We start from the raw sequence: 21,458 nt of genomic DNA on the forward strand, positions 1-21,458 counted from the left end.
GTGTTCCAGATGTTGCTGACGATTATCGTGATATTCCTGGGGCTCGTGTTTCTGGGTCTGGCGATAAAGCTCGCCTTTTTCGCTCTCACAGTTATCTTCGGACTGGCCGCGTTGGGCTTCGTGGTCTTCGGCGTTTTCTGGTTACTGACCAGAGTACTGTCGATCTTCTGAGGATCAAAAGTCCAACGTACAAAACGACAACGGGGCAATGCTATCGCTGTTGCATGCCACGAGTCCGATGATTCTCTCTGTGATGTTCCGGTTCAGATTTTAAATTTAGGTTGAAACCCCCTCTCGAAAGGCGCGAAGGCCTTTTTGCTTTGCAGTTAACCCAATACTATCTCTTTGAAATTCGGGAGTCTACCGGCCTCTTCATCGCTTCTGACAAGCGTTTCGTAGCCAGTGACTCCTATTATCTCGCCTGCCGGTATGGCCTGCCCTTTGGGAATTATCGGTGAGTCTCCTTGTCTCTATACTGTCTGAATACAGCACCTTTCCCTCCAGGACTACCGCGAAGGAACCGGCGATTTCTTCAAGATCGTAGATTTCGTGCAAGGATATTATCATAGTTTTGTTCCGCTGGAGAACGTAGTCTCTCAACTCACCCATCACCTCTTGTCTGATCAGCGGGTCGAGATTCTGAGTGGGCTCGTCGAGAATGAGCAGGTCGGCTCCGCTGGCGACCGTAAGGGCTATATGAAGAGCGTTTCATTCCAATCGAATGCGTTTCCACCCTCTCGTTGAGATCGACCTGTAATGCACTGCGAGACTGGTGAAGACCTTTTCCTGCCAGCCGGGGTAAAGTATTCTCCACATTCTTGTGTTCGTCCAAGAGCATGTACCCGTCCTTCGTAAGAGCGGAGCCAACAACTGCTCCTATAAGGATCTAAGGCGACTGGTATTGCGAAAGGATTTAGGTTTTGGAGAACCCGTTGCCCTCTAGAAGGTGTATCCCTCTTCGATGAGCTCTATGAGTGCCGAGACCACCGCCGGGTCGTACAGCTTTCCTGAATTTTTCTTTATTTCCTTGAGAGCTTCTTCCAATCCCTGAGCGGGTCGATAAGGCCTGTGGGATGTCATAGCCTCTACCACATCGGCAACCGCTATAATTCTGGCCTCCAAAATGATCTCATCACCGGATAGACCACGTGGATAACCGCTGCCGTCGAGCCTCTCGTGATGCTGGTATATGATCTCGGCGACTGGCCAGGGAAACTCGATGCCTTCGAATAGAGCATGCCCGGCGCCGGGGTGCATCTTTATCATTTCATATTCGAGGGCACTAAGTCTTCTGGGAGAGCTCAATATTTCAGCCGGCACCTGGATCTTCCCCACATCGTGAACCGACGCCGCCAGACGTAATCCGTTGATCGTTTCGCTGTTTAGGTTCATTCTTTCGGCTATGGCCACGGCCAGTGCTGTCACGCGTCGCTGGTGGCCAGACGTGTAAGGATCGCGAAGGTCCACAGCCGAGGCCAGCGCTCTGACCGAACCTTCCATGGTCCGGGTGAGTTTATCCAAACTAGTTTGCAGGTCTTCCGTCCTCTGCTGGACCTCTCTTTGGAGACGATAACTGCGGTTGTTGAGCGAACCGACCACCACTGTCAGAAACAGCGAGATAATCGCTCCGATAGCCAGTGTCATCCAACCTTGCTGAAGAGGATATAACCTTTCGTAATCGAAGCTTGGATGTACAACGATCATAAAGACCTTCCCGAACTCAAAGATCGGCATAACCACGTTCATTTCATCCGAGTGATAGTGACGCAACTCGCTCACCGAGTTGTATATTTCATCGTGTTCACTGGCCGTCGATGCGAGAAAAACCGGTCTGCCTTCATCATCGAGCAAGTAGATACCCACCACGGTCATTCCATCGTTCATAGAGATCGACTCTATCAATTTCATGAAAACTTCGGGCCGGAAAAAAGCCAGCGTGAACCCATGGAAAGCGTCAGAAATTCCTTTGTAGGAGGGATTCAGAATCAAGACTCCCTTTACCTCGCTCGTACTCTCAAATGGAGTCGTAGGATCGGAAGCCGTCATGTAACCGGTTTCAACCGCCTCTTCGATAACCGCCTTCGTTATAGCGTTCGAACCTAAATCGAATCCCAACAATTCTCGTTTATCTTCTAGCGGTTCCAGATAAAGAATCGGATAGTAAAGATCCCTCTCACCGGCTCTGACATGCTTTCCTTGGCCGTCCGTTTCCCAGATCTCGAAACTGCCAGAGAGCTCCGTGGAGACTTTCGACTCGAATTCATATCTTTCAGCGGAAGTGATAGCCGGTACCCAGCCCCAGATGGTCATATCACCCCTAGAAATGATGGGATGCACGAAGGTTTCAAACTCATAGCGCTCAACACTTTCGCTGGACTCGAAAAGCAACGAGAGGCTCTCGAGCTCGTAGGCGCGCATATCGCGAAACGCCTGCAAGACAAAAGTCGCCTTGCTTATCGCCAGGCTTTCGAAGGTTTCATTTCTCGAGCTTTTCTGGCTTTCGTTCACTGAAAAAGCGGCCATAAAGGTTATTGTCAGAGAGATGAAAAAAACCGTTATAGCGTCAAGGTATCTGGCGAAACGACCCTTACGCCTCTCCTGGGGAAGAGCCTTCTTCCACCACATAAGTAAAAGACCGATTACTGAAAGAAGCAGGAGCAGTACAGAGAGAATTACCATAGGGAGAGTCTTTTCCATTATAATGCCGTTCCAATTCTTTATATCCATATCTATACCAAGCGCTGCGATGACCTTGTCGGAGAGTCTGTCAAAAACTGGAATCATCGCGTTTGCCCACGTCCCCCAACTGTCTTTAATTGGTGAAACGATTGTCGATCTTTTCTGCCAAAAGACATTTCGATCGTTTTCCGTGGCCTCCCAATACGGGTCTCCCGGTAGAGATTCATCGGGTGATCCCGGAAGCTCCGAATCCACAAAAAAGAAAACTTCTCCATCCGTTCTTATTCCCATGAGGTAGATGAAACGGTACTGAGGAAAAATCTTTTTGACCTGAATCAGCTGTTGCTTCAACCTCAGATAGGCGGGATTGGCAAGATCGTCGATAGTGCCGTGTAGAGATTCAAGGTGAGCTTTGTTCAACGCAGCTTCTAGAAGCTTGGCCTCGTTCAGCAATTTGTCGCTAAGGCTTTTCCTGGCGCTTTCAGCAGTTATAAAACACAGAGAAATTCCGACAGATGAAACGACCAGAACGATCATGATCATTGTCAAGATTCTTCCGGTTTTCTTTCGAAAAGTCACACTTTCACTCCTGCTAAGACTATTGGAACTGCTCATGGCCAACCGTCCCTTTTTATAGCCCCACAATGTATGATTTTATCATGCCGCCATCGGTCAATTGTATCCTGAATCGATCTGTTCCTCCAGAGCGGTTCAAATGAGACATTTAGAACGATCGAAAAGTTGAGAAAACTGGCAACGCGATGAGGTGAAAATGAATGGAAGTAGAAGACCGATCTGTATCTTCATATGTATGGAGTGTTTTGAAACGATCATCTTCATATCGGGAATTTGGGTATAATTTTCTGGAAGGGAGATGATAACGATGAGTATATCTACCATGACGGGCGACGGGGGTCAGACGAGTCTCTGGAGTGGTGAACGCGTGGATAAGGACAGTCTGAGAGTGGAGGCTTACGGTACTGTCGATGAGCTGAATTCATTTCTTGGAGAGGCAAAACACTACACCAGTGAAGAGGTGAGCCAGCTCATACTTTCTGTGCAGAGGTTCCTTTTCAGAGTCGGAGGTCAGCTGGCATCCAAGGACGTTCAATACATCGAGCCTGTGAGCGAAGAGGATGTTGAAAAGCTTACGGAAGGCGTCCATCGCTTCGAGGAGATCGTTGGCCTCAAAGGATTCGTGATTCCAGGGAGCACGGTCGCCTCTGCGAAGCTGGACATATGCAGAACGATAGCCAGGAGAGCCGAGAGAAGGATAATAGCGCTCTCCAGACTTGAAAAGGTCCCAGATCCAGTCAGAAAGTACATCAACAGACTATCGGATTTCCTTTATATCCTGGCCAGGTACGAGGAATTTAAAGAGAAGAAACTCCTTTATAAGAACGATATAGATTAAAAGAGCAAAAACCGCTTCAAGCATTTCGCAGTTAAAAATGGCCGATCAGTTTCTTGAAATTGATTATAGCCCTTCGAAAGGTTATTCGGCGCGGTTACCTGTAGCTGATTTTGGGTATGCCGTCCTTCATACATGAACCGAAACTGTAAGCTACCGAATCGGTATTCATTCCGGGTAGAAAGAAAACGGTTATCATCTCGTCCACATCTTGACCGTTTTCTTCCCATAGTTGAAGTGTGATATTCTTCAGTTCCTCTTCGGTGACAGAAGGTTTCTTGAGCATTACTCTGGCTGTGCGCCGTTTCCAGGCCTTTCCGAAATCGCGCATCACAACTACAGAATAGTTTCCATCTCGTTCGACTGCCATGATACTCCCTCCATCGTATCAATGCATATATAATACATCATGTTACAAAAAAATTCCAAGAGCCATTAATACTTAATTAATTAAGTAGAGATCAATCTTAGTAAGATATGGAAATTATAATCGTTCCGTTTGTCGCCGACTGAAGAGATAATTATTTCTTCCTTTTCAGTCATTTATTACGAAGATAGCTAAACGAACTATATCAGAATCGGTCAATTCTATACTGACTATGCGTGGCTGCAAATAGGAACTATAAAGTTAATATGTTAAAGAAACTATGTATTACACATGGGGAAGCGAAGCAACAAGAAATCTCAGGCGAGCAGTTGGGAGCGGGAAGAGTCGTCCCTGGTTGTTTCTTTCCAGTTCATGGACCCGTCCTTGGGGACCTGAGGCTAGAGGTAAGAGGCGGGAGGTGTGAAGATCTTGATCTTCTTACCTCTGACCTCATACCTCTTACCTCTGTTTAGAGACGGACGAGAAGAGCGAGATCCCGTATAAAACCATTATGGGATGACAGTCTTACTCCCTTCCCGTCATGCCGGACCACGATCAGGCATTGCGATCTTTTCCACAAACTTACTACAAAATTACTCGACAGTAGTCTGACCATATGAAGCAGCTGTCATTATGAAAGACACTTTCTCTTTCGGTATTAAGGTCAATTTCCCTGACAACATTATTCAAGCACGTGATCTATAAACCTTCATCTTCGTTGAAAAAACATTTAACATATACTGTACTATTTCGTGATAATAATACCGTGTGATATACAGTATAATCATATCAACACAATACCGAGGTGATGATATGGATATAGGAAAGCTTGCCACGGAAATGAACAGGGGATTCATCCAGTTGCTGATGATGGTCATGCTCGATGAGCCGATGTACGGGTACGAAATCGTGAGAACACTTCAGGAACGCAACTTCATCATAGACGAGAACACTCTTTACCCTCTATTAAGACGCCTGGAGGAGAAAGAGATACTGGCGAGCGAGTGGAGAGTCGAGGAAAATAAACCGAGGAAGTACTATTCAATCTCTGATGCTGGTAGAAAAGTTAGAGAGGACTTACTGAAGATCTGGCAAGAGCAGGATAGACTGATAAAAAGCTTCGTTGGGGAGGAATGAAAATGGAAAGACTGAAAAAGTACCTGGACAACATTAGGACTTTTCTACCGGGGAGGCAGCCGGAAAAAGTCGATGAGATCTTGAGAGAGATAGAGAGCCATATACTGGAAAAAGCCGAGCGCGAACGCGGAGAGATAAACGATACCAGCCTCGCAATCGCGATAAAGGAGTACGGTTCACCCGAGCAGGTCGCTGCCAGGTATTACGAGGATGGCCCTATAATAGCCCCTCATCTTAAGAATTATCTATTCATGTACACTGGAATAATCTTCGCGATCCACATTGGACTACATCTTTTGAGCCTGATCTTCGGAGAGAACGGTGCAATCTTCAGATTCAGCAACACTGATTTGCTGGGTGTCCTGTCACAGCTTCCGGTAACTTTTATCTTCGATTTCGGTTTGGTCAGTCTTGTCCTTTACTTTGTCACCAAGGCGGGTGCCACGTCGAGACTCCCGTACTTCACATGGTTTCTGAAGAACGAGAAGGTCCCCTCGCTGGCCCAGAGAATAGCCACTCTTGTGGCATCGATAGTAGGAGTCGCGATCACATATCTGGGCTTCACTTACGGACCGGTTTATTTCGTTGACGGTCAGATGAATACGCTGGCTATCGCAGCGCTCGACACTATGAAATACGGACTTTTCCTCGGCTTTGGAATATTGACGATCTCGTCGATCTTCAACTTTATAAACGTGTTCAACTACTCAAGGATTGTGAAAATAGCCTCCGACATCGCCGGGCTGATTTTTCTTCTGATCGTAGTCTCACCCGATTACTCCGGAAGAATAGCCGATTTCCTCGGCATATCTCCGGAGAGCACTGGCCACCCTCTCCTGATCGGAATACTCGTCTTCATAACTTTGGTGACCATAGTAGAGCTTGTTATCGAGACAATAAGATTCTGGGCAAGTAGGATAGTTGCATCCACCAACACGTAAGAACCCTATTGCCGATAACCTATAGTTTGAGGGTTTCTAACTCTTGCTTCTAATTCTCTCTCTCGAGAGGAAATTAGGAGCAAGAGATGCTGTTAAGTAACAATCGATTTTCGGGAATCACCGTCTCAATCTCTCTTCAACGCTTCCATCGGGAAGAACGAATTCGTAAGAGTAATCGCTGAGGTCTTCGAGCTGAAATCTTTCGCAATCTTTCCATCTATCGTGACAATACATATTGATCCATTCGCTGTCTATCTTTCCCTGTTCGTAAGCCTTCACTATGGGACACTCATGATAATTACTGCAACTGTCGCTTTCCACTAAGGGGACACCTCCACTGAATATTCATTATTAATGTTATCACATGGGGCGGGAAAAACAAGTATCTTAACCTTCTGGCCTGTTTATTTCCTTATGCAATGGCTTTATCTCGTTATAGAATATATCGAATGGGAGACAATAACTTGGGGGTGATTGGATGTCCAGAAGGATTTTTCTGGCGATAATTTTTGTACTCTTACTGATAGCGCTTTCAGGCTGTATCAATATTTTGAAGAGATATCAGGTGACTATCACCAGCACGCCTTTGCTTGAGAGTGTAACCGTGGGAAAGAGGGAGAGAGAGCTTCCCTACCGGACTACTGCCAAGAGAGGTGACAGGATACTTATTAAGGCTCCCCTCGTCCCCGGATACGACTTTGCAGGATGGCTAGTGAACAACGTTCTCAATGAAGAAGCCAACGTTGAGATAGTAATCGAAGAGAACACGGCTATTAAAGCTATCTATATTCCTAAGCTGGTAAATGAAATCACTCTGGGCGGAAATGGTGACGAAACCGGTTTCGGTCTGATAGTGGAGAGTACTTCGAGCCTGGTGTCCGGCGTTACATCCGACTCGACTGATAGTAATCTTATAGTCGGCAACAACGGCGGATTCGACTTCTGGGTTCCTCCACTGGAATATATTTCAAACAGTTTTCTGGTCTCGCCTCGAAAGGCTCACGGCGGTTCGGGCGATGATTTTATCTCAGATACGACTCGAATAACCGGTGGTACCGTTTCGGTCGGCTGGACAGATTCGGAAGATATACCTTTCACAGGTAGTGGCTATCCCTACCATGGAGGAACAGATGCTTATGCGATCATGCTGTTGAATGATGGCACGATTGGCTGGCAGACATACATAGGCGGTAGCGGCGACGATTATGCACATTCGGTGAACGTAACCGTCGGTGAACGTTTGATCCTTACCGGATCGACTGGTTCGAACGATTCCAATTTCGAAGGAACCGGTCAACACGGCGATATAGATGGTTGGGCGTCGATAATGAGTTCTTACGGGACTCTCGTATCGAATTTGAGAAAGTCCTTCGGCGGCAGTGGTACAGATGAACTTTTCTATGGCGTCCAGACACGCGACGGCGGTTATCTTCTCTGCGGCTATTCCAAATCCAGCGACGGCGATCTGAAAAATATCGACCGTTCTCAAGGCGAGGATCTCTGGATTCTCAAGGTCGATAGTGAACTCAACATCCTCTGGCAGGACCTCCTCGGTGGTACGGCAGACGAGAGAGCACATGTGGTTAAAGAGGTCAGTGACGGTTTGATCGTAGCCGGTTACACGGCCTCCACCGGAAGAGATGTGAATGACCATAAGGGTGGAAAAGACATCTGGGTCTTGAAATTCAAGGACAACGGAGAGTTGCTATGGAGCAAAACGTACGGCGGTACGAACGATGAAGAGGCCTTCGATATCATAGAAACTGCCGACGGAGGCTACGCTGTTTGCGGTTATACTAAATCTACCAACCGCGACGTGAGAGCCAACAAAGGTATGAGCGACGTCTGGGTGATAAAGCTAGGAATGGATGGCTACCTAGAATGGGAAGCCACTTTCGGGGGCACTCAGAACGACAGCGGCAGGAGAATCGGGGAGACGGAAAAGAGAGAGCTGATAGTGATCGGCACTACTTCCTCAAACGACAGAGACGTTCTCAGCGGCCTCCATGGCGGAACAGATGCCTGGCTTCTGCGGTTGGGCAAATGAGTGATCGAAGGGGGACAGAGTTGAGAGTAGAAACCGTGGTTGAAAGCGAAGTTGTAGAGCTTTTCGCAGGAACCGGTACCTGTCCAGTCTGTTCGGCCCGTTCAAAAGCCGTGGACGGTTGGATTTACGGTGCCTTCTATAATCTTCTTCACAATGAAGATGCCAGGTTCAGATTGAAATCGGGAGGACTGTGTCGAGAACACTCCAGACGGATCGTGGAAATAGCAAGAGAGAAATCCGATATCGGCAGTCTCCCGGTCTCGGTTGTCTTCAAAGAGTTGCTCATCGGACAGCTCGATTTGATCGGCCAGGGTGAGAGAAAGCTCTTCAAAAAAGCGCCATCATCCAGAAGCACCGGTAGCTGCCATCTCTGCGAAGTATCCAGAGAGAGCGGAAAGAGGTATGTGATAGCCATAGCGAAGTTCTTCGATTCGGAGAAGATCAGAAAGCTATATGAAGAGTCCTCTTCCATTCTGTGTATTGACCACGCAAGAGAAATTGTCGTTTCCATGAGAACGGCCACTGCCGAATGGTTTGTGGCTCTTCAGAAAAGCAAGGTCGAATCGGTGGTCAAAATGCTCGAAAGGTACATCGGTAAACATGACTACAGGAACACTTCGCCCATAGGCGATGATAGAAACGCCTGGCTCACCGCATCCAGGATAATCGGAGAGGCGCGGGTCACTGGACATAACGAATAACGTATTCGCCCGTATTTACCAGTTCGAAGATCAGGAGATCCAGATATACCTTCTCAGAGATGGCCACACCCAGATATGGCTGGTCTTTGAGCATGGACACGAGGTTCTCTTCTAGAAACCTCAGCTCCTCCGGAAGTTTTTTCTCGTTGTCGGAATCATAAAATCTCAACCCGATATCTCTGTAATAAAGCAACCGTTCCCCATCGATTACGATCGGTGAGAAATACGAGTCGCGATGAACGAGTCTCTTTTCCGGTATATAGTACAGGGAGAGGAGTCTTGGTTCGGGAGCCGTTCCTGTGTCTATAATCAAGACATCTTTCCACAGACCCATGAAGAAGTTAGGGCCGTCCTCCACGACTAAGATCGGTCTGGAAAAGAATCCGATTTTGAGCCCTGTGGTGGGGCCGGTCTGGACGACCTTCACCTCAAAACCCGCCATGTCAGTTTGCATGAGTTCGTACACCACATAGTCGGAAAAGACGTGAGCACGCAGGAAACGCCAATCCGAGAATGACTCTGGCACATGCGAGCCGACAACAAGTGCCATTGAAAAGGAAACGAAAAATACCGTTATCGCCACAGTGGATATGACTTTTTTCAAGAGAGACACCCCCTTTTTTTGATTCAGAAAATAGACGCTCAAAACTGGTAATTAGTTCTCTGAAAGAAATTGAGAAGGCCCCTTGCGGGGCCGTAGAAGAAAGGTCTTAATATGAAGTGTCCGGGGTGTTCAAGAAGATTATTGCATTCCGTTCAGGGTGATATCTCCGTTGGATGTTCTGAGAGATAGGTCCAGATCCCCCCAGCTATTTATTTCGGCTCTCAGATCGTTCTTGTCGATCTTTTTGAAAGAAACCGATCTGAAACCCTGAACATCAACGTTTCCGTTGGATGTAGTGGCTGTCAAAAAGGCTCCAGCGGTCCAGGGGAACTTGAAATCTATCTTTCCGTTGCTTGTGTAGATCTCCAGTCTTCCGGTCGGAGCGGTGAGCAACTTAACGGCTACCGATCCGTTGCTCGTTTTGAAATGATTGTTACCATACAATCTGCAATGACTGATCTTATAACCACCGTTCGAAGTCACTGAATGGATGCTGCCCTCGAAACCGGTGATGTTTATATTGCCGTTGCTCGACTCTATGACGCATTCTCCGGATATCCCCGAAATACTCACAGAACCGTTAGAAGTCTTATAAAAGTGAGATTCGTACAGTTCCCTCGGAACATAAACGGTCATTGAAACTCCGTAATTTATTCCGTTGGGTCGATCTGTTCTACTGAGCCCTATCTCGAGGGTCTCTCCCAGATTGCTCCAAATAACGTCGAGTGAGTTGTTGAAGGCCTTTACTTGCGAACTGCTCAATCCTGACACGAACTTCGTCCCAGTCACTCTTACATAGTCCTTCTCCCAGACCAGAATGGTGAGCGAGCCATTTATACCGATGACTCTAATGGCTTTCGTCTCAAGGATATCGATTTCCTTCTCGTACTGGCTGCTGATTCTCGTCGTGAAAATCAACGAGCAGCCCGTTGAAAGAAATATCAAAAAAACCAGTGGAATCAAAACCAGCGTTTTCTTCATCGATCTACCTCATATTCCCATAGTAATTCTGTACATCTTCGAATGAATATCGAAAGTAATTTTATCTAAACTCTCGTAATTGCGGAAATTACTCCTCTTTTTCATAATAATCCTCTCCTTTTTTGGTTTTATTTTCGAATCATTGATAATATAATTCATAATATTCAATTTGTCAACCCTAGTATTCATATTTATTTTTTTGTAGCCAAATAATTCTAATCTATGTGTGTATAGTTTGAAGAAGACCTATGAAAATGAAAGATCGCAATCGAGAGGTTCACTACGCTTTCGATATGACGAGAATCGTCTTAAGGGTTTCTGTGAGTCATGAGTAGTGGGTTGTGCGTTTTATTTTCATGGCGAAAACACGTGCGAAAGATCGTATTCGATAGTTCGCTACGCTTACTAGTAAGCAAAATTGAAAATTGAGAGTGATGACTCTCCTCACGCCTGCCTATTTTTCGCGTGTCTCCGTTTCTCTCCTCTTCTCGCTCTTTCCAAGGACGGTTTCACGCTCCTGGGCGAAGGGCTAAGGACGGCTCTCTCTTCCGAGAAGCCAGATATAGAGCAGTACTACGGGAAGAACCAGCAATCCCGTTATTCCCAGGGCGATGGTAGTTGAACTCAAAGCTATCAGGCCGATTATCGGGCCTCCGATTATCTGGCCGAGCGAATCGAACTGTCTGGCCACGGAGATGACTGTCGCTCTTACGCCAGAAATTTCTATCTGTCTGTTGGTAAAACTGGCGTAGAGAGGATAATCGTTGCGCCTTGCTACGAAGCCAGCCCAGTAAAAGGCCAATGCCAGCGGGAAGTTATCGCTGAGGGCGAATCCGATGAAAGCCACGGCCAGAATGGTGTTCAAGATGACCAAGTAGGATAGCAGGAGCTTTGAAGAGTTGCGGGAAGACAGTCTTTTAAGGAAAGATAGAACGGCGATGCTTAAAACCAACGCACCGGAGTTTATCACCCCGAACCACAGCACGTAGCGTAATCCAAATTCCTCGGTTATCCTCAGATCTGCAAGAAACTTCAGTATCCAGAGTCTGTCGAACCCTTCGCTGTAGAGACCTATCCCCAGACTGATGAAGAGGATTATTATAAGGTTCGCTGAAGCCCTTACCTGTCCAAGACCGTCGGCAAGAGTGGAAAGAAAGTCTTTAAAAGGCTTACCAAAGTGCCTAGGACTGAACTTGTCCTCCTTCATTATTCGTCTCAGGATCAGTGCGAGGAAGAACATGGAAACTCCCGAAAGAACTATGGGAAAGTTCAGTGCAAACAGTCCGAGGAGAACGCTGGCCCATATTCCCGCTAGCGAACCGATCTGTTCGAACTGGACTCCTTTCAAAAGCACTGGATCCAGGTTTTTCGTTTCGCTTTCGTCGGCGACCCAAGCAATGTCGGCACCACTCAGGAACGTATATCCGGCGCCGGCGATTATCTGTGCCAGAAGGATGATCCAGAAAAATGGTAGGCTCCCCTCGAGGATGAAGCTGACACCAAGTATGGTCAGCCCTATGATAATCGACTTTCTCCTGCCATACATATCGGCGAAGACACCCGTGGGTATTTCGAAGAGAAGTGCCGAGGTTTCGACCACAGTTCCAACGAGAACCAGCTGGAGAGGATTGAGCCCTACCGATTCGACGAAGTAGATACCGTTGATGGTGAATACTAAATTGAAGAAAAAATATACGGAACCGCTGTACAGATAATATAATTTTTCTGGCTTCATCGAACCACCGGTCTCTGGGAAATCAGCCGTGAAAGATCCTCAGAGAATTCAGAACTGCGAGTAGTGCCACACCAACATCTGCGAAGACTGCTCCCCACATATTGACCAGCCCGAAAGCTCCAAGAATTATAAAAAGCGCCTTTGTTCCTATGGCCAAACTTATGTTCTGGAAAACTATACTCCGTGTTCTCCTGGCAATAGCTATCGCCCTCGATACCTGCAGGGGCGAATCGTCGGAGATCACTATATCGGCCGTTTCTATCGCCGCGTCGGAGCCTGCCCTCCCCATCGCTATACCTACGTCAGATCTGACTATGACTGGTGCGTCGTTTATACCGTCCCCCACGAACGCTATCTTACAGCCCGCACTGGATGATTTCTCAAGTATTTCGAGCTTCCCTTCAGGACTCAGTCCTCCCTGGTACCAGTCCAGACCAAGCTCGCTCGAAATTGCTGCAGCTACATCGGGGGAATCACCGGTGAGCATTGCGATGCTTGCCAAGCCCTGTCCACGGAGAGATTCGATTGCCTTTTTTGAGTCTTCTTTCAATTTATCGGAGATGTCTATCGTTCCCGACAGCTTTCCGCCAACTGTAAGATAAATCTTCGACCTACCCTTCGGAGACGAGGAAAGTGACAGACCTCTAAGTATTCTTTCATTTCCAAGCGCTACCTCGTTACCCTCGACGATTGCGTAAACTCCCTCACCCGGTATCTCCCTGTAGTTTCTAACGGCGAGAAAATCTTCTTTTTTGAAACCGATCGAGAAAGCGTAATCGACAATCGATCTGGCGATCGGGTGATTAGAGTTGCTCTCCACACTCGCCGCTATCAATATCGCTTCTGCCTGTGCCATTCCGTTGTGGCCGGAGATTTCGCTTATCCCAAATTTGCCCTCTGTGAGAGTGCCCGTCTTGTCGAAAAGGACCATGTCTATCCCTGCCAGTACCTCCAGATAGTTGCTTCCTTTTATCAACACGCCGGTTCTTGAAGCCTTTCCGATACCGGCAAAATACCCGAGCGGCACCGATATAACCAGGGCACACGGACAGGAAATAACGAGCAGTATAAGAGCTCTGTGGAGCCATTCGCTATAATTGCCTCCGGTGAAAAAGGGCGGTACCGTGGCAAGAAAGACGGCGATCAAAACTACTATGGGCGTGTAGATCCGCGAGAATTTCGTGATGAAGCGTTCGGTTCTGGATTTTCTGGAAGAGGCCTCTTCGACCATCTGGAGCATTCTGCTGGTGTATGACCGTTCTAGAATGGCAGTGGCCTCCACCTCTATAAGGCCGGTACTATTGATTGTCCCGGCGACTACTCTATAACCTTCGCCGGCCTTCACCGGTTTGCTCTCACCAGTTAGAAGCGAAAGGTCGAGCCAGGTCTCCCCGGAAACGATTGAACCGTCCAGGGGGATCCTCTCACCCGATTTCACGATAAACCTCTCTCCTACGGTCATGGACGACGCCGGAACTGTCACGATCCCTTCTGGAGCGATTTTGTTTACCGTCTCGGCCTTTAGGTTGACTAGCGAAGAAATCGATTTTCTCGATCTTGCTAGCGCCATTCCCTCAAGAATCTCTCCAGCGTTGTAGAAAAGCATTACGGCCACGGCTTCCGGTAGCTCGTGAATCAGAAAAGCCCCAACGGTGGCCAGGGTCATGAGAAAGTTTTCATCGAAGAACCTTCCATGAAGAATGTTTTTTCCTGCTTTCAGAAGCACGCCATTTCCTGCCAAAATATAGGCCAGTATGTATATTCCGTACTCGAGCGGTTCATAACTTCCATGAAGATACCGGCCGGTGATCAGTGCAAAAATATAGACGATACAGGATAATAAAAGAATTTTTAGTTTTCTCCCAACCGGCGAAACATTTGAATTTTCTGCGATTCCGGCACCCGGCTCGACACTAGAAATGATTCTGTTTATCTCTTCAATGTCACCATCTTCAATTATCAGCGATTGTGAGGGGAGATCTATTCTTGCATTGTAACCCATCTTCTTTATCCTGTCCTCGATTTTTGCTGCGCAGACAGGACAGTCGAGTCCCTTGATTCTATGTCTTGTCTTCAACGCTACACCTCTTCGAAATGTTCTCTCGCCGTCTTGACAAGTATAAGTATATGTTCATCGGCCAATGCATAGTAAACGACTTTTCCCTCTCTTCTGCTCCTTACCAGTCTCATTTCCTTCAGAAGCTTAAGGTGGTGGGAGATCGTGGGTAACGTAAGATTTAGGACCCTGGCCAGGTCGCAGGTGCAGAGTTCGGTGATCGACAAGAGATGCACGATCCTGGTTCTGGTTTCGTCTCCCAATATCTTGAACAGCTTCGAAAGTCCGGAGACTTCACTTGCCTTGAGCCTAAAAAAAGCCGTATCTGTTTTAGTTTCATGTTCAAAGCAACAATCAACCATAGAATTTATTCCTTTCAATTAGATATTTATCTAATCGATTATAGTCTCTCTTACCACCAGCCGTCAAGCCGACCCTCACGTAAATCGGTTGTATAATCGTATTGATTGGGAAGGGAGGTAATATCGATGGGTGAAAACGGGAACAGAGTCGAAGGTTTTATCGAAGTAGAAGGTGGAAAAATCTGGTACTATGTCGAAGGGGCCGATAAGAGCGGAATACCTCTAATAACTCTACATGGAGGCCCCGGTGTACCTCATGATTACCTTGAACCGCTTTCGATTTTGTCTGATGAAAGGCCGGTTGTCTTCTACGATCAGCTAGGTTGCGGAAGGTCCGACAGGCCTTCAGATAAAGGTCTCTGGACCGTGGAACGTTTCGTCCGTGAGTTGAATCTGCTTAAAGAACGTTTAGGGATGGGGAAAGTACATATCTTGGGCCAATCATGGGGAACTATCTTGGCCTGCGAATACTTTTTCTCCAAACCTGAAGATGTAGTCAGCATGGTACTGTCCGGACCGGCTATGAGCATTCCACAATTCGAAAAGGACGTTAGAAAACTGCTTGCCTTCCTGCCTAAAGAAAAACAAAACGCCATACACAGGGCCGAAGCGAGTGGTCGCTTCGACTCTCGTGAATACGCCGACGCGATGAGGACCTTTTATAGCCGCCATGTTTGCCGCCTAGATCCGTGGCCCGATTGCTTGAACAGGGCTCTCGAAGGCATGGGCACGGCCGTTTATGAACACATGTACGGGCCGAGCGAGTTCACGGTCACGGGTACGCTTAGAAATTATAGTTGCGTTCACAGATTGCGGGAAATAGATGTTCCTGTCCTCCTGACATGTGGCAGATTCGACGAAGCGACACCCGCCACGACAGAACTTTACCGTAGAGAGATAGTCAACTGTGAAATGAAAATCATCGAAGATGCTTCTCACGAACACCACCTGGAAAAACCCGAAGAATACATGGAGATCGTAAGAAATTTTCTGAAAAAAGTCGAGGGGCACGGGCCGAGAAAATACTTCGAATGAAGAAATACAATTGACCATACCAGTCGGGAGACACTGAACTTCTCCATTGACTAGAAACGAATGGTGAAAGGTTGCCGGTCTCAGTTTTCCTCAGTTGGCTAAGAAGCAAAAAAAGGGCGGATCTCTCCGCCCTTTTTCGGTTTCGAGCTCACATCACCGGCACTTCTTCGAGCGCTGGTTTATAGATGATAATTTTCGTTCCGGCGGGGATTCTCTCGACCCTCTTCAAATCGGGGTTGTATTTCATGATATCAGAAGCGTCGATTCCGTACATTTCCGAGATCGTCCTGAGCGTTTCATTCCAGCCGACTGTGTGGATGAAACCGGTGCCCACCGACCAGTTGTGATCGAGAGTGGCACTAACGGCTACTCTTTCAAGTACATAATTGGCGATTATTTCGGAAACTTCGAGCATTACCTCCCTTACGACCGGTTTCCCCTGGAACATGGTATATCCGCCGCCGCCACCGGCACGGTAGTTGTTCAGAACTACTTCGTATTCGCCATCCATTTCCAGAGGTTTTCCCATGAAACGGATGCTCAACACCCTCTCTCCAACGGGTCTATCAGCGGCCACTATGTACTCTATACCTTCCCACATGTCGTAGTTGTAATGCAAGGGCTTTGGATTGATCCAGCTGTTTGTGACCACTATCTCGCCGTCTTCATAGGTGAAGTATTCGGCGCTCTTTTCGAGCGCGGCCTTGATATCTGCTCCGGTGACCTTTATTACCTTCAGAGTGTTCGGATAGATATAAACCGCGTTTATATCCCTTATCGTTATAGGCCCGGTCTTCCATCCCTTTATATCGTTTGTGAAGAGCGCGACGGAAGATATCGGAGCCCCGGTTACGGAGCTCTGAACCCTGTTTACGAACTCTATCAACGTGTTGTCGGCCAGTCTGGCGACGAGCGGGTCGTCGATGTAGAAGTCGCCTATCGCTATACCGACAGGCTGGTCAAGCCATTTCTGTACACGGTCTTCAAAGCTCTGGAACATTGCCATTAATGCAGAATCAGCCTCGTAACCGGCCATAGAAACCTGGACAATGCTTCTATCCACTATTTCCCATTTCCCATTATTCTTTTCTAGTACGAGATCTATCTTACCTGCGACCTTTCCCCAGTTGGAAGGCTGAGAGATCACAGTGCCATCGATAACCTCGGCGATAGTCCTGTGCTGGTGGCCGGTGAGAAGTACATCGATGCCTTTCACTTCTTTTAGAATCTGATAACCTACATTCTCTCCAAGCAGTTCCTCGGTTGGTGCACCGGTCTTCAGATCTCTTTCGAAGCCGCCATGATAGGCAACCACTAGAACATCTACCTTCTCCCTGAGCTGGGGAACGTATTCTAAAGCGGTTGACACGGGATCCAGAAAGCTCAGCCCGGCTATGTTCTTGGGTTCCTCCCAGTTGGGGATGAAGCTAGTCGTAAGACCGAGAACCCCGACCCTGACTGTGTCGCCTTCAACTGGCACTTCCACGATTATGTATGGCGTGAAAGCGGCCTCACCGCTGCTTTCGAAGACTATGTTAGCGCTCAACACAGGGAAATCGGCTTCATCGATGGCCCTTTCGAGTATCGAAGGACCGTAGTTGAATTCATGATTTCCTATCACGCTTGCGATGAAACCCATATGGTTCAATGCCGCTATCATTGGATTTTCGCCAGAGCTATCCACTTTCGCATAGTAATATGCTAACGGTGTACCCTGAATAAGATCTCCAGTATCTATGGCGAGTGTGTAGGGATTGCTTTTTCTCATTTCTTTCAGAAGTGTCGATACTTTCGCAAGACCGACGGCTGAAGACTTGCCGGTCGCATAGTCCACCGGGAAGACATTGCCGTGAATATCGCTCGTATGCATAATAGACAGATTTACTTGCGTGGCCAAAACCAGAACGGCTAAGGATATCACCACAAGGACCGTCAGAAACAACTTGCGCATCGCTAACCCCTCCTCTCAGTTGAACTTGTTTATCTAACTCATCAAAAAATGGGGATGTCGTCAAACAACATCCCCGGTGTTTTTTATCTCTCTCCCAGTTTGGAATCGATCATCATTATTCCATTAGCTTGATCGCCCACCTTTTTAAGGAGCTTGACGATGTCCCTGAAGTTTCTCTCTTCCTCGACCTGTTCTTTAACGTACCACTGAAGGAAATCGTTAGTGGCGTAATCGCCTTCTTCGTCGGAAACGGTCACGAGGTTGTGAATCCTCGATGTTATGTACTTCTCGTGCTCGAGGCCCTTCTCGAAAATATCCAGCAGAGACTTAAACTCTCCTTCGGGTTTTTCGAGTCCGGGGATCTCTATAGTTCCATCCACATCCTTCAGGTAATCGACAAACTTCATTGCGTGTTCTTCCTCTTCTTTTGCCTGTTTCCACATGAAATTCGCCGTCCCGTAATACGCATTCTTGTGAGCCCAGGCAGCCATGGCCATATAGATGAAGGCCGATTCGTACTCAGCCTTTATCTGGGCGTTCAGTTCCTTTTCCATTCTCGTAGTTATCATAGACTGGACCTCCTTAGTTATTGTGATATGTACTTCCAGAATATTTTACCACCGGTATAACACCAGTCAAAGAATAGATATGACTGTTAAACAAGCGGTAGTATAATGTTCCTGTACCTCTGTTCGTATGTCTTGAGCACAGCGGGTGGAGGTTTTTTCGTTTAGAGACGCTTTTTCGAATTTTGGATAAGCGATAGTGTAAGGGTATAATTCTTACATCGGAAGAACCAACTTCTCACAAAGGGGGTAAGACAGTGAAAAGATTCCTGTTCATTCTCACGCTCTTGCTAGTTACTACCGCAATGCTTGCCGCTCCACTCAAGGTTGCCTTCGTTTTTGTTGCACCGATTGGAGACGGTGGCTGGAGCTTCATGCACAATCAGGGAAGACTATATCTGGAGAAAGTCTTTGGTAGCGATATTGTAACGGACTTCATCGAAAACGTACCCGAGGGCGCCGAGGCCGAAAGTGTTTTCAGAGGCTATGCCCAAAGAGGTTACGATATCGTTTTCGGAACAAGTTTCGGCTACATGGACAGCATGGTGAAGGTATCCAAATCCTTCCCGAAGACCACTTTCATGCATTGTTCCGGTTACCAGGTTACGGATAACCTTGGGACCTATTTCGGGAGAATGTACGAACCTAGGTTCCTCAGTGGTCTGGTGGCCGGTGCAATGACCAAGACAAACATCATCGGTTATGTTGCCGCCTTCCCAATTCCCGAAGTTATAAGGGGAATAAACGCCTTCGCGATGGGTGTTCAGTACGTGAATCCACAGGCAAAAGTACACGTTGTCTGGTCGAACACCTGGTTTGATCCGGCAAGAGAGAAGGAAGCTGCGGTGTCTCTGCTCGACATCGGAGCCGACGTGATCGCACAGCATCAGGATTCCCCAGCACCACAACAGGCGGCCCAGGACAGGGGTGTCTATTCGATCGGTTACAACAGCGATATGAGTGCCTTCGCTCCAAAGGCCTTCCTTGCGGCACCGGTTTGGAACTGGGGCCCCTACTACGAAAAAGTTGTGAGAAGTGTCATGGAAGGCACCTGGACTAACGCGCAGTACTGGGGTGGCATAAAAGACGGAACCGTCGATATTGTTCTCAGCGATCTGGTTCCAAGTGGTGTTGCCAAGCTCGTGATGTCTATGAGAATCGCAATCATCAAAGGTGACATGCATCCATTCGTCGGACCCATATACGACCAGGCCGGCAATTTGAAATATGCCGAGGGCGAAATACCTTCCGATGGCGATCTTCTTAGTATGGACTGGTTCATAAACAATGTAGTAGGTAAGATACAGTAATCTCCGGGGGCCGTTAGGCCCCCTTATTTCCTCTCGCTGGAGTGATTTCCTTGGAAGACTTTCCCGTTCTTGAGATGAAACATATTTCCAAATCCTTTCCCGGAGTTGTGGCCAACGACGACATATCTCTGCAGTTGAAGAAGGGAGAGGTTCATGCCCTCCTGGGCGAAAACGGTGCCGGCAAGACTACCTTGATGAATATTCTCTTCGGCATCTACCATGCCGACCGGGGCGAAGTTTTCATAAACAATAGCAAAGTGTCTATCGCATCGCCCAGTCACGCACTCAAACACGGTATCGGTATGGTTCAACAGCACTTTACCCTGGTTCCATCGTTTACAGTGGCTGAAAATGTGATTCTCGGTTTGAAGGATTTCGGGTTTGTCATAAAGACGAAAACGGTAGAATCGAAAATAAATGAACTTTCGGAGGCCTATGGACTTCCGGTGAACCCGCGCGCACGGGTCTGGACGCTCTCCGTCGGTGAAAGACAGCGAATCGAAATCCTGAAGCTGTTGTACACTGGCGCCAGTATAATCATACTCGACGAGCCGACGGCAGTTTTAACTCCTCAAGAGAGCGATACGCTTTTCAAGGCCATTAGGAAACTCGTAAGCGAAGGCTCCTCAGTGATTTTCATAAGCCATAAACTTGACGAAGTTCTCTCGATAAGCGACAGGATAACCGTCCTGCGTGGCGGTAAAGTGGTTGGTACAGTCGAAAGAGAAAATATAGACCGACGCGGTCTGATAAGAATGATGGTCGGTAGAGATGTGCTCCTCGATCAGGAAAAACCGGTGGTGGAAACGGGTAGAGTTATTCTCAAGATAGAGAATCTCAATGTCAAAAACGACAAAGATCTCATGTCGGTCAGGAATCTCAGTCTGGAGGTCAGATCGGGCGAAATTCTCGGAATAGCCGGTGTTGCCGGTAACGGTCAGCGCGAATTGGCTGAAGCGATCTATGGCCTCAGGAAGAAGGTTTCCGGAAGGATAGAACTCGATGGGCATGAGCTGAAGCAAGGCAATGTGGCTGAAAGGATCAGAGCCGGCCTTAGTTTCATCCCCCAGGACAGGAAGACCGTGGCCACGTGCCCTAACCTGTCGGTGATGAGCAATCTCTTCATGAAGAACTCGATCTGTGAACTGGTACACTGCTCACCTTGGAAACTCGACGGCAGACGTATGCACTCGAAGGCCGACGAGCTGATCGACGAATTCTCTATATCGACACCTTCGGCGAAAACCGAGGTCAGGTATCTTTCCGGTGGAAATTTGCAAAAGGTCGTTCTGGCCAGAGAGCTTTCAGCCGAGCCCAAAGTTATTATTGCAGAGCACCCCACTCGAGGCCTGGATATAGGTGCTATGGAGTTCGTTTACAAATCTTTGCTCCTGCAAAAGAAAAGAGGAGCGGCTATACTCCTTCTGGCCGGAGAACTTTACGAAATCTTCAGACTTTCTGACAGAGTGGCGGTGATTTATGAAGGACAGATAATGGGCTACACTCCACCTGATCCTTCATACATCGAGGAGATAGGCTTCATGATGGCCGGCACGAGACAGGAGGATCACTAAG

General features: G+C 47.6%; 20 protein-coding genes. 9 read left to right on the plus strand and 11 right to left on the minus strand.

The window, feature by feature from the left end; all coding sequences use genetic code 11:
- The first annotated feature begins 9 nt into the window (after positions 1–9).
- Positions 10–171, plus strand: coding sequence for a hypothetical protein (locus MESINF_RS11215; protein WP_169699895.1), 162 nt, complete (start codon positions 10–12; stop codon positions 169–171).
- A gap of 201 nt (positions 172–372) precedes the next feature.
- Here MESINF_RS11215 and MESINF_RS13705 read toward each other — a convergent pair whose 3' ends face one another.
- On the minus strand, positions 373–609 hold the full coding sequence (locus MESINF_RS13705; RefSeq protein WP_231936743.1) for a hypothetical protein: 237 nt from the start codon (positions 607–609) through the stop codon (positions 373–375).
- Positions 610–939: 330 nt separating this feature from the next.
- Positions 940–3,258 (minus strand): HD domain-containing phosphohydrolase, encoded by a 2,319-nt coding sequence (locus MESINF_RS11225; RefSeq protein ID WP_169699896.1) that lies wholly within the window; start codon positions 3,256–3,258, stop codon positions 940–942.
- A 304-nt stretch (positions 3,259–3,562) separates the two neighbouring features.
- Between MESINF_RS11225 and MESINF_RS11230 the strand changes: the two genes are divergently transcribed.
- Positions 3,563–4,093, plus strand: coding sequence for a cob(I)yrinic acid a,c-diamide adenosyltransferase (locus MESINF_RS11230; protein ID WP_169699897.1), 531 nt, complete (start codon positions 3,563–3,565; stop codon positions 4,091–4,093).
- A 94-nt stretch (positions 4,094–4,187) separates the two neighbouring features.
- Here the strand turns inward: MESINF_RS11230 and MESINF_RS11235 are convergent, their stop codons facing one another.
- Positions 4,188–4,460, minus strand: a complete 273-nt coding sequence (locus MESINF_RS11235; RefSeq protein ID WP_169699898.1) for a hypothetical protein — start codon at positions 4,458–4,460, stop codon at positions 4,188–4,190.
- Positions 4,461–5,270: 810 nt separating this feature from the next.
- Between MESINF_RS11235 and MESINF_RS11240 the strand changes: the two genes are divergently transcribed.
- Complete coding sequence (locus tag MESINF_RS11240) at positions 5,271–5,594, plus strand: PadR family transcriptional regulator (RefSeq protein ID WP_169699900.1); 324 nt, start codon at positions 5,271–5,273, stop codon at positions 5,592–5,594.
- A gap of 2 nt (positions 5,595–5,596) precedes the next feature.
- Positions 5,597–6,535: an HAAS signaling domain-containing protein gene (locus MESINF_RS11245; RefSeq protein WP_231936744.1), complete on the plus strand. Its 939-nt coding sequence runs from the start codon at positions 5,597–5,599 to the stop codon at positions 6,533–6,535.
- A gap of 117 nt (positions 6,536–6,652) precedes the next feature.
- On the opposite strand, the gene MESINF_RS11250 is transcribed toward MESINF_RS11245, so the two are convergent.
- On the minus strand, positions 6,653–6,856 hold the full coding sequence (locus tag MESINF_RS11250) for a hypothetical protein (protein ID WP_169699904.1): 204 nt from the start codon (positions 6,854–6,856) through the stop codon (positions 6,653–6,655).
- Positions 6,857–7,013: 157 nt separating this feature from the next.
- Here MESINF_RS11250 and MESINF_RS11255 point away from each other — a divergent pair, with 157 nt between their 5' ends.
- Both MESINF_RS11255 and MESINF_RS11260 read left to right on the plus strand, forming a co-directional pair.
- Positions 7,014–8,582 carry a hypothetical protein gene (locus tag MESINF_RS11255; RefSeq protein ID WP_169699906.1) on the plus strand — a complete coding sequence of 523 codons (1,569 nt, stop codon included), beginning with the start codon at positions 7,014–7,016 and terminating at the stop codon, positions 8,580–8,582.
- Between the two features lie 20 nt (positions 8,583–8,602).
- The gene (locus MESINF_RS11260; protein WP_169699908.1) at positions 8,603–9,283 is read left to right on the plus strand and encodes a DUF6062 family protein; all 681 of its coding nucleotides are present in this window, start codon (positions 8,603–8,605) and stop codon (positions 9,281–9,283) included.
- Here the strand turns inward: MESINF_RS11260 and MESINF_RS11265 are convergent.
- The 5 genes from MESINF_RS11265 to MESINF_RS11285 form a co-directional block, all read right to left on the minus strand.
- On the minus strand, positions 9,264–9,887 hold the full coding sequence (locus MESINF_RS11265; protein WP_169699910.1) for a hypothetical protein: 624 nt from the start codon (positions 9,885–9,887) through the stop codon (positions 9,264–9,266). The genes MESINF_RS11260 and MESINF_RS11265 overlap by 20 nt on opposite strands.
- A gap of 138 nt (positions 9,888–10,025) precedes the next feature.
- Complete coding sequence (locus MESINF_RS11270; protein WP_169699912.1) at positions 10,026–10,868, minus strand: DUF4097 family beta strand repeat-containing protein; 843 nt, start codon at positions 10,866–10,868, stop codon at positions 10,026–10,028.
- A 529-nt stretch (positions 10,869–11,397) separates the two neighbouring features.
- Entirely contained in the window at positions 11,398–12,603 is a 1,206-nt protein-coding gene (locus MESINF_RS11275) for an MFS transporter (protein WP_169699914.1), read from the minus strand.
- Between the two features lie 22 nt (positions 12,604–12,625).
- A complete protein-coding gene (locus MESINF_RS11280) occupies positions 12,626–14,680 on the minus strand; it encodes a heavy metal translocating P-type ATPase (protein ID WP_231936745.1) in 2,055 nt (684 codons plus the stop codon).
- A 2-nt stretch (positions 14,681–14,682) separates the two neighbouring features.
- On the minus strand, positions 14,683–15,021 hold the full coding sequence (locus MESINF_RS11285; protein ID WP_169699916.1) for an ArsR/SmtB family transcription factor: 339 nt from the start codon (positions 15,019–15,021) through the stop codon (positions 14,683–14,685).
- Positions 15,022–15,147: 126 nt separating this feature from the next.
- Here MESINF_RS11285 and MESINF_RS11290 point away from each other — a divergent pair, with 126 nt between their 5' ends.
- On the plus strand, positions 15,148–16,056 hold the full coding sequence (locus tag MESINF_RS11290; protein ID WP_169699918.1) for a proline iminopeptidase-family hydrolase: 909 nt from the start codon (positions 15,148–15,150) through the stop codon (positions 16,054–16,056).
- 148 nt (positions 16,057–16,204) lie between these two features.
- Here MESINF_RS11290 and MESINF_RS11295 read toward each other — a convergent pair whose 3' ends face one another.
- Together MESINF_RS11295 and MESINF_RS11300 are read right to left on the minus strand one after the other, a co-directional pair.
- A complete protein-coding gene (locus MESINF_RS11295; RefSeq protein WP_169699920.1) occupies positions 16,205–18,007 on the minus strand; it encodes a 5'-nucleotidase C-terminal domain-containing protein in 1,803 nt (600 codons plus the stop codon).
- Positions 18,008–18,090: 83 nt separating this feature from the next.
- Positions 18,091–18,576: a ferritin gene (locus MESINF_RS11300; protein ID WP_169699922.1), complete on the minus strand. Its 486-nt coding sequence runs from the start codon at positions 18,574–18,576 to the stop codon at positions 18,091–18,093.
- 254 nt (positions 18,577–18,830) lie between these two features.
- Between MESINF_RS11300 and MESINF_RS11305 the strand changes: the two genes are divergently transcribed.
- On the plus strand, positions 18,831–19,883 hold the full coding sequence (locus tag MESINF_RS11305; RefSeq protein ID WP_231936746.1) for a BMP family ABC transporter substrate-binding protein: 1,053 nt from the start codon (positions 18,831–18,833) through the stop codon (positions 19,881–19,883).
- 50 nt (positions 19,884–19,933) lie between these two features.
- A complete protein-coding gene (locus MESINF_RS11310; protein ID WP_169699924.1) occupies positions 19,934–21,457 on the plus strand; it encodes an ABC transporter ATP-binding protein in 1,524 nt (507 codons plus the stop codon).
- The last annotated feature ends 1 nt before the right edge of the window (position 21,458 follow it).

The organism is Mesotoga infera, from assembly GCF_900157305.1.
GTDB lineage: Bacteria > Thermotogota > Thermotogae > Petrotogales > Kosmotogaceae > Mesotoga > Mesotoga infera.

Excerpts from the sequence above, each read along its gene's own strand:
- MESINF_RS11290 (WP_169699918.1), top strand. The coding sequence starts at position 15,148 with ATGGGTGAAAACGGGAACAGAGTCGAAGGTTTTATCGAAGTAGAAGGT.
- MESINF_RS11245 (WP_231936744.1), top strand. The coding sequence starts at position 5,597 with ATGGAAAGACTGAAAAAGTACCTGGACAACATTAGGACTTTTCTACCG.
- MESINF_RS11270 (WP_169699912.1), bottom strand. The coding sequence starts at position 10,868 with ATGAAGAAAACGCTGGTTTTGATTCCACTGGTTTTTTTGATATTTCTT.
- MESINF_RS11215 (WP_169699895.1), top strand. The coding sequence starts at position 10 with ATGTTGCTGACGATTATCGTGATATTCCTGGGGCTCGTGTTTCTGGGT.
- MESINF_RS11285 (WP_169699916.1), bottom strand. The coding sequence starts at position 15,021 with ATGGTTGATTGTTGCTTTGAACATGAAACTAAAACAGATACGGCTTTT.
- MESINF_RS13705 (WP_231936743.1), bottom strand. The coding sequence starts at position 609 with ATGGGTGAGTTGAGAGACTACGTTCTCCAGCGGAACAAAACTATGATA.
- MESINF_RS11255 (WP_169699906.1), top strand. The coding sequence starts at position 7,014 with ATGTCCAGAAGGATTTTTCTGGCGATAATTTTTGTACTCTTACTGATA.
- MESINF_RS11275 (WP_169699914.1), bottom strand. The coding sequence starts at position 12,603 with ATGAAGCCAGAAAAATTATATTATCTGTACAGCGGTTCCGTATATTTT.
- MESINF_RS11240 (WP_169699900.1), top strand. The coding sequence starts at position 5,271 with ATGGATATAGGAAAGCTTGCCACGGAAATGAACAGGGGATTCATCCAG.
- MESINF_RS11230 (WP_169699897.1), top strand. The coding sequence starts at position 3,563 with ATGAGTATATCTACCATGACGGGCGACGGGGGTCAGACGAGTCTCTGG.
- MESINF_RS11295 (WP_169699920.1), bottom strand. The coding sequence starts at position 18,007 with ATGCGCAAGTTGTTTCTGACGGTCCTTGTGGTGATATCCTTAGCCGTT.
- MESINF_RS11235 (WP_169699898.1), bottom strand. The coding sequence starts at position 4,460 with ATGGCAGTCGAACGAGATGGAAACTATTCTGTAGTTGTGATGCGCGAT.
- MESINF_RS11300 (WP_169699922.1), bottom strand. The coding sequence starts at position 18,576 with ATGATAACTACGAGAATGGAAAAGGAACTGAACGCCCAGATAAAGGCT.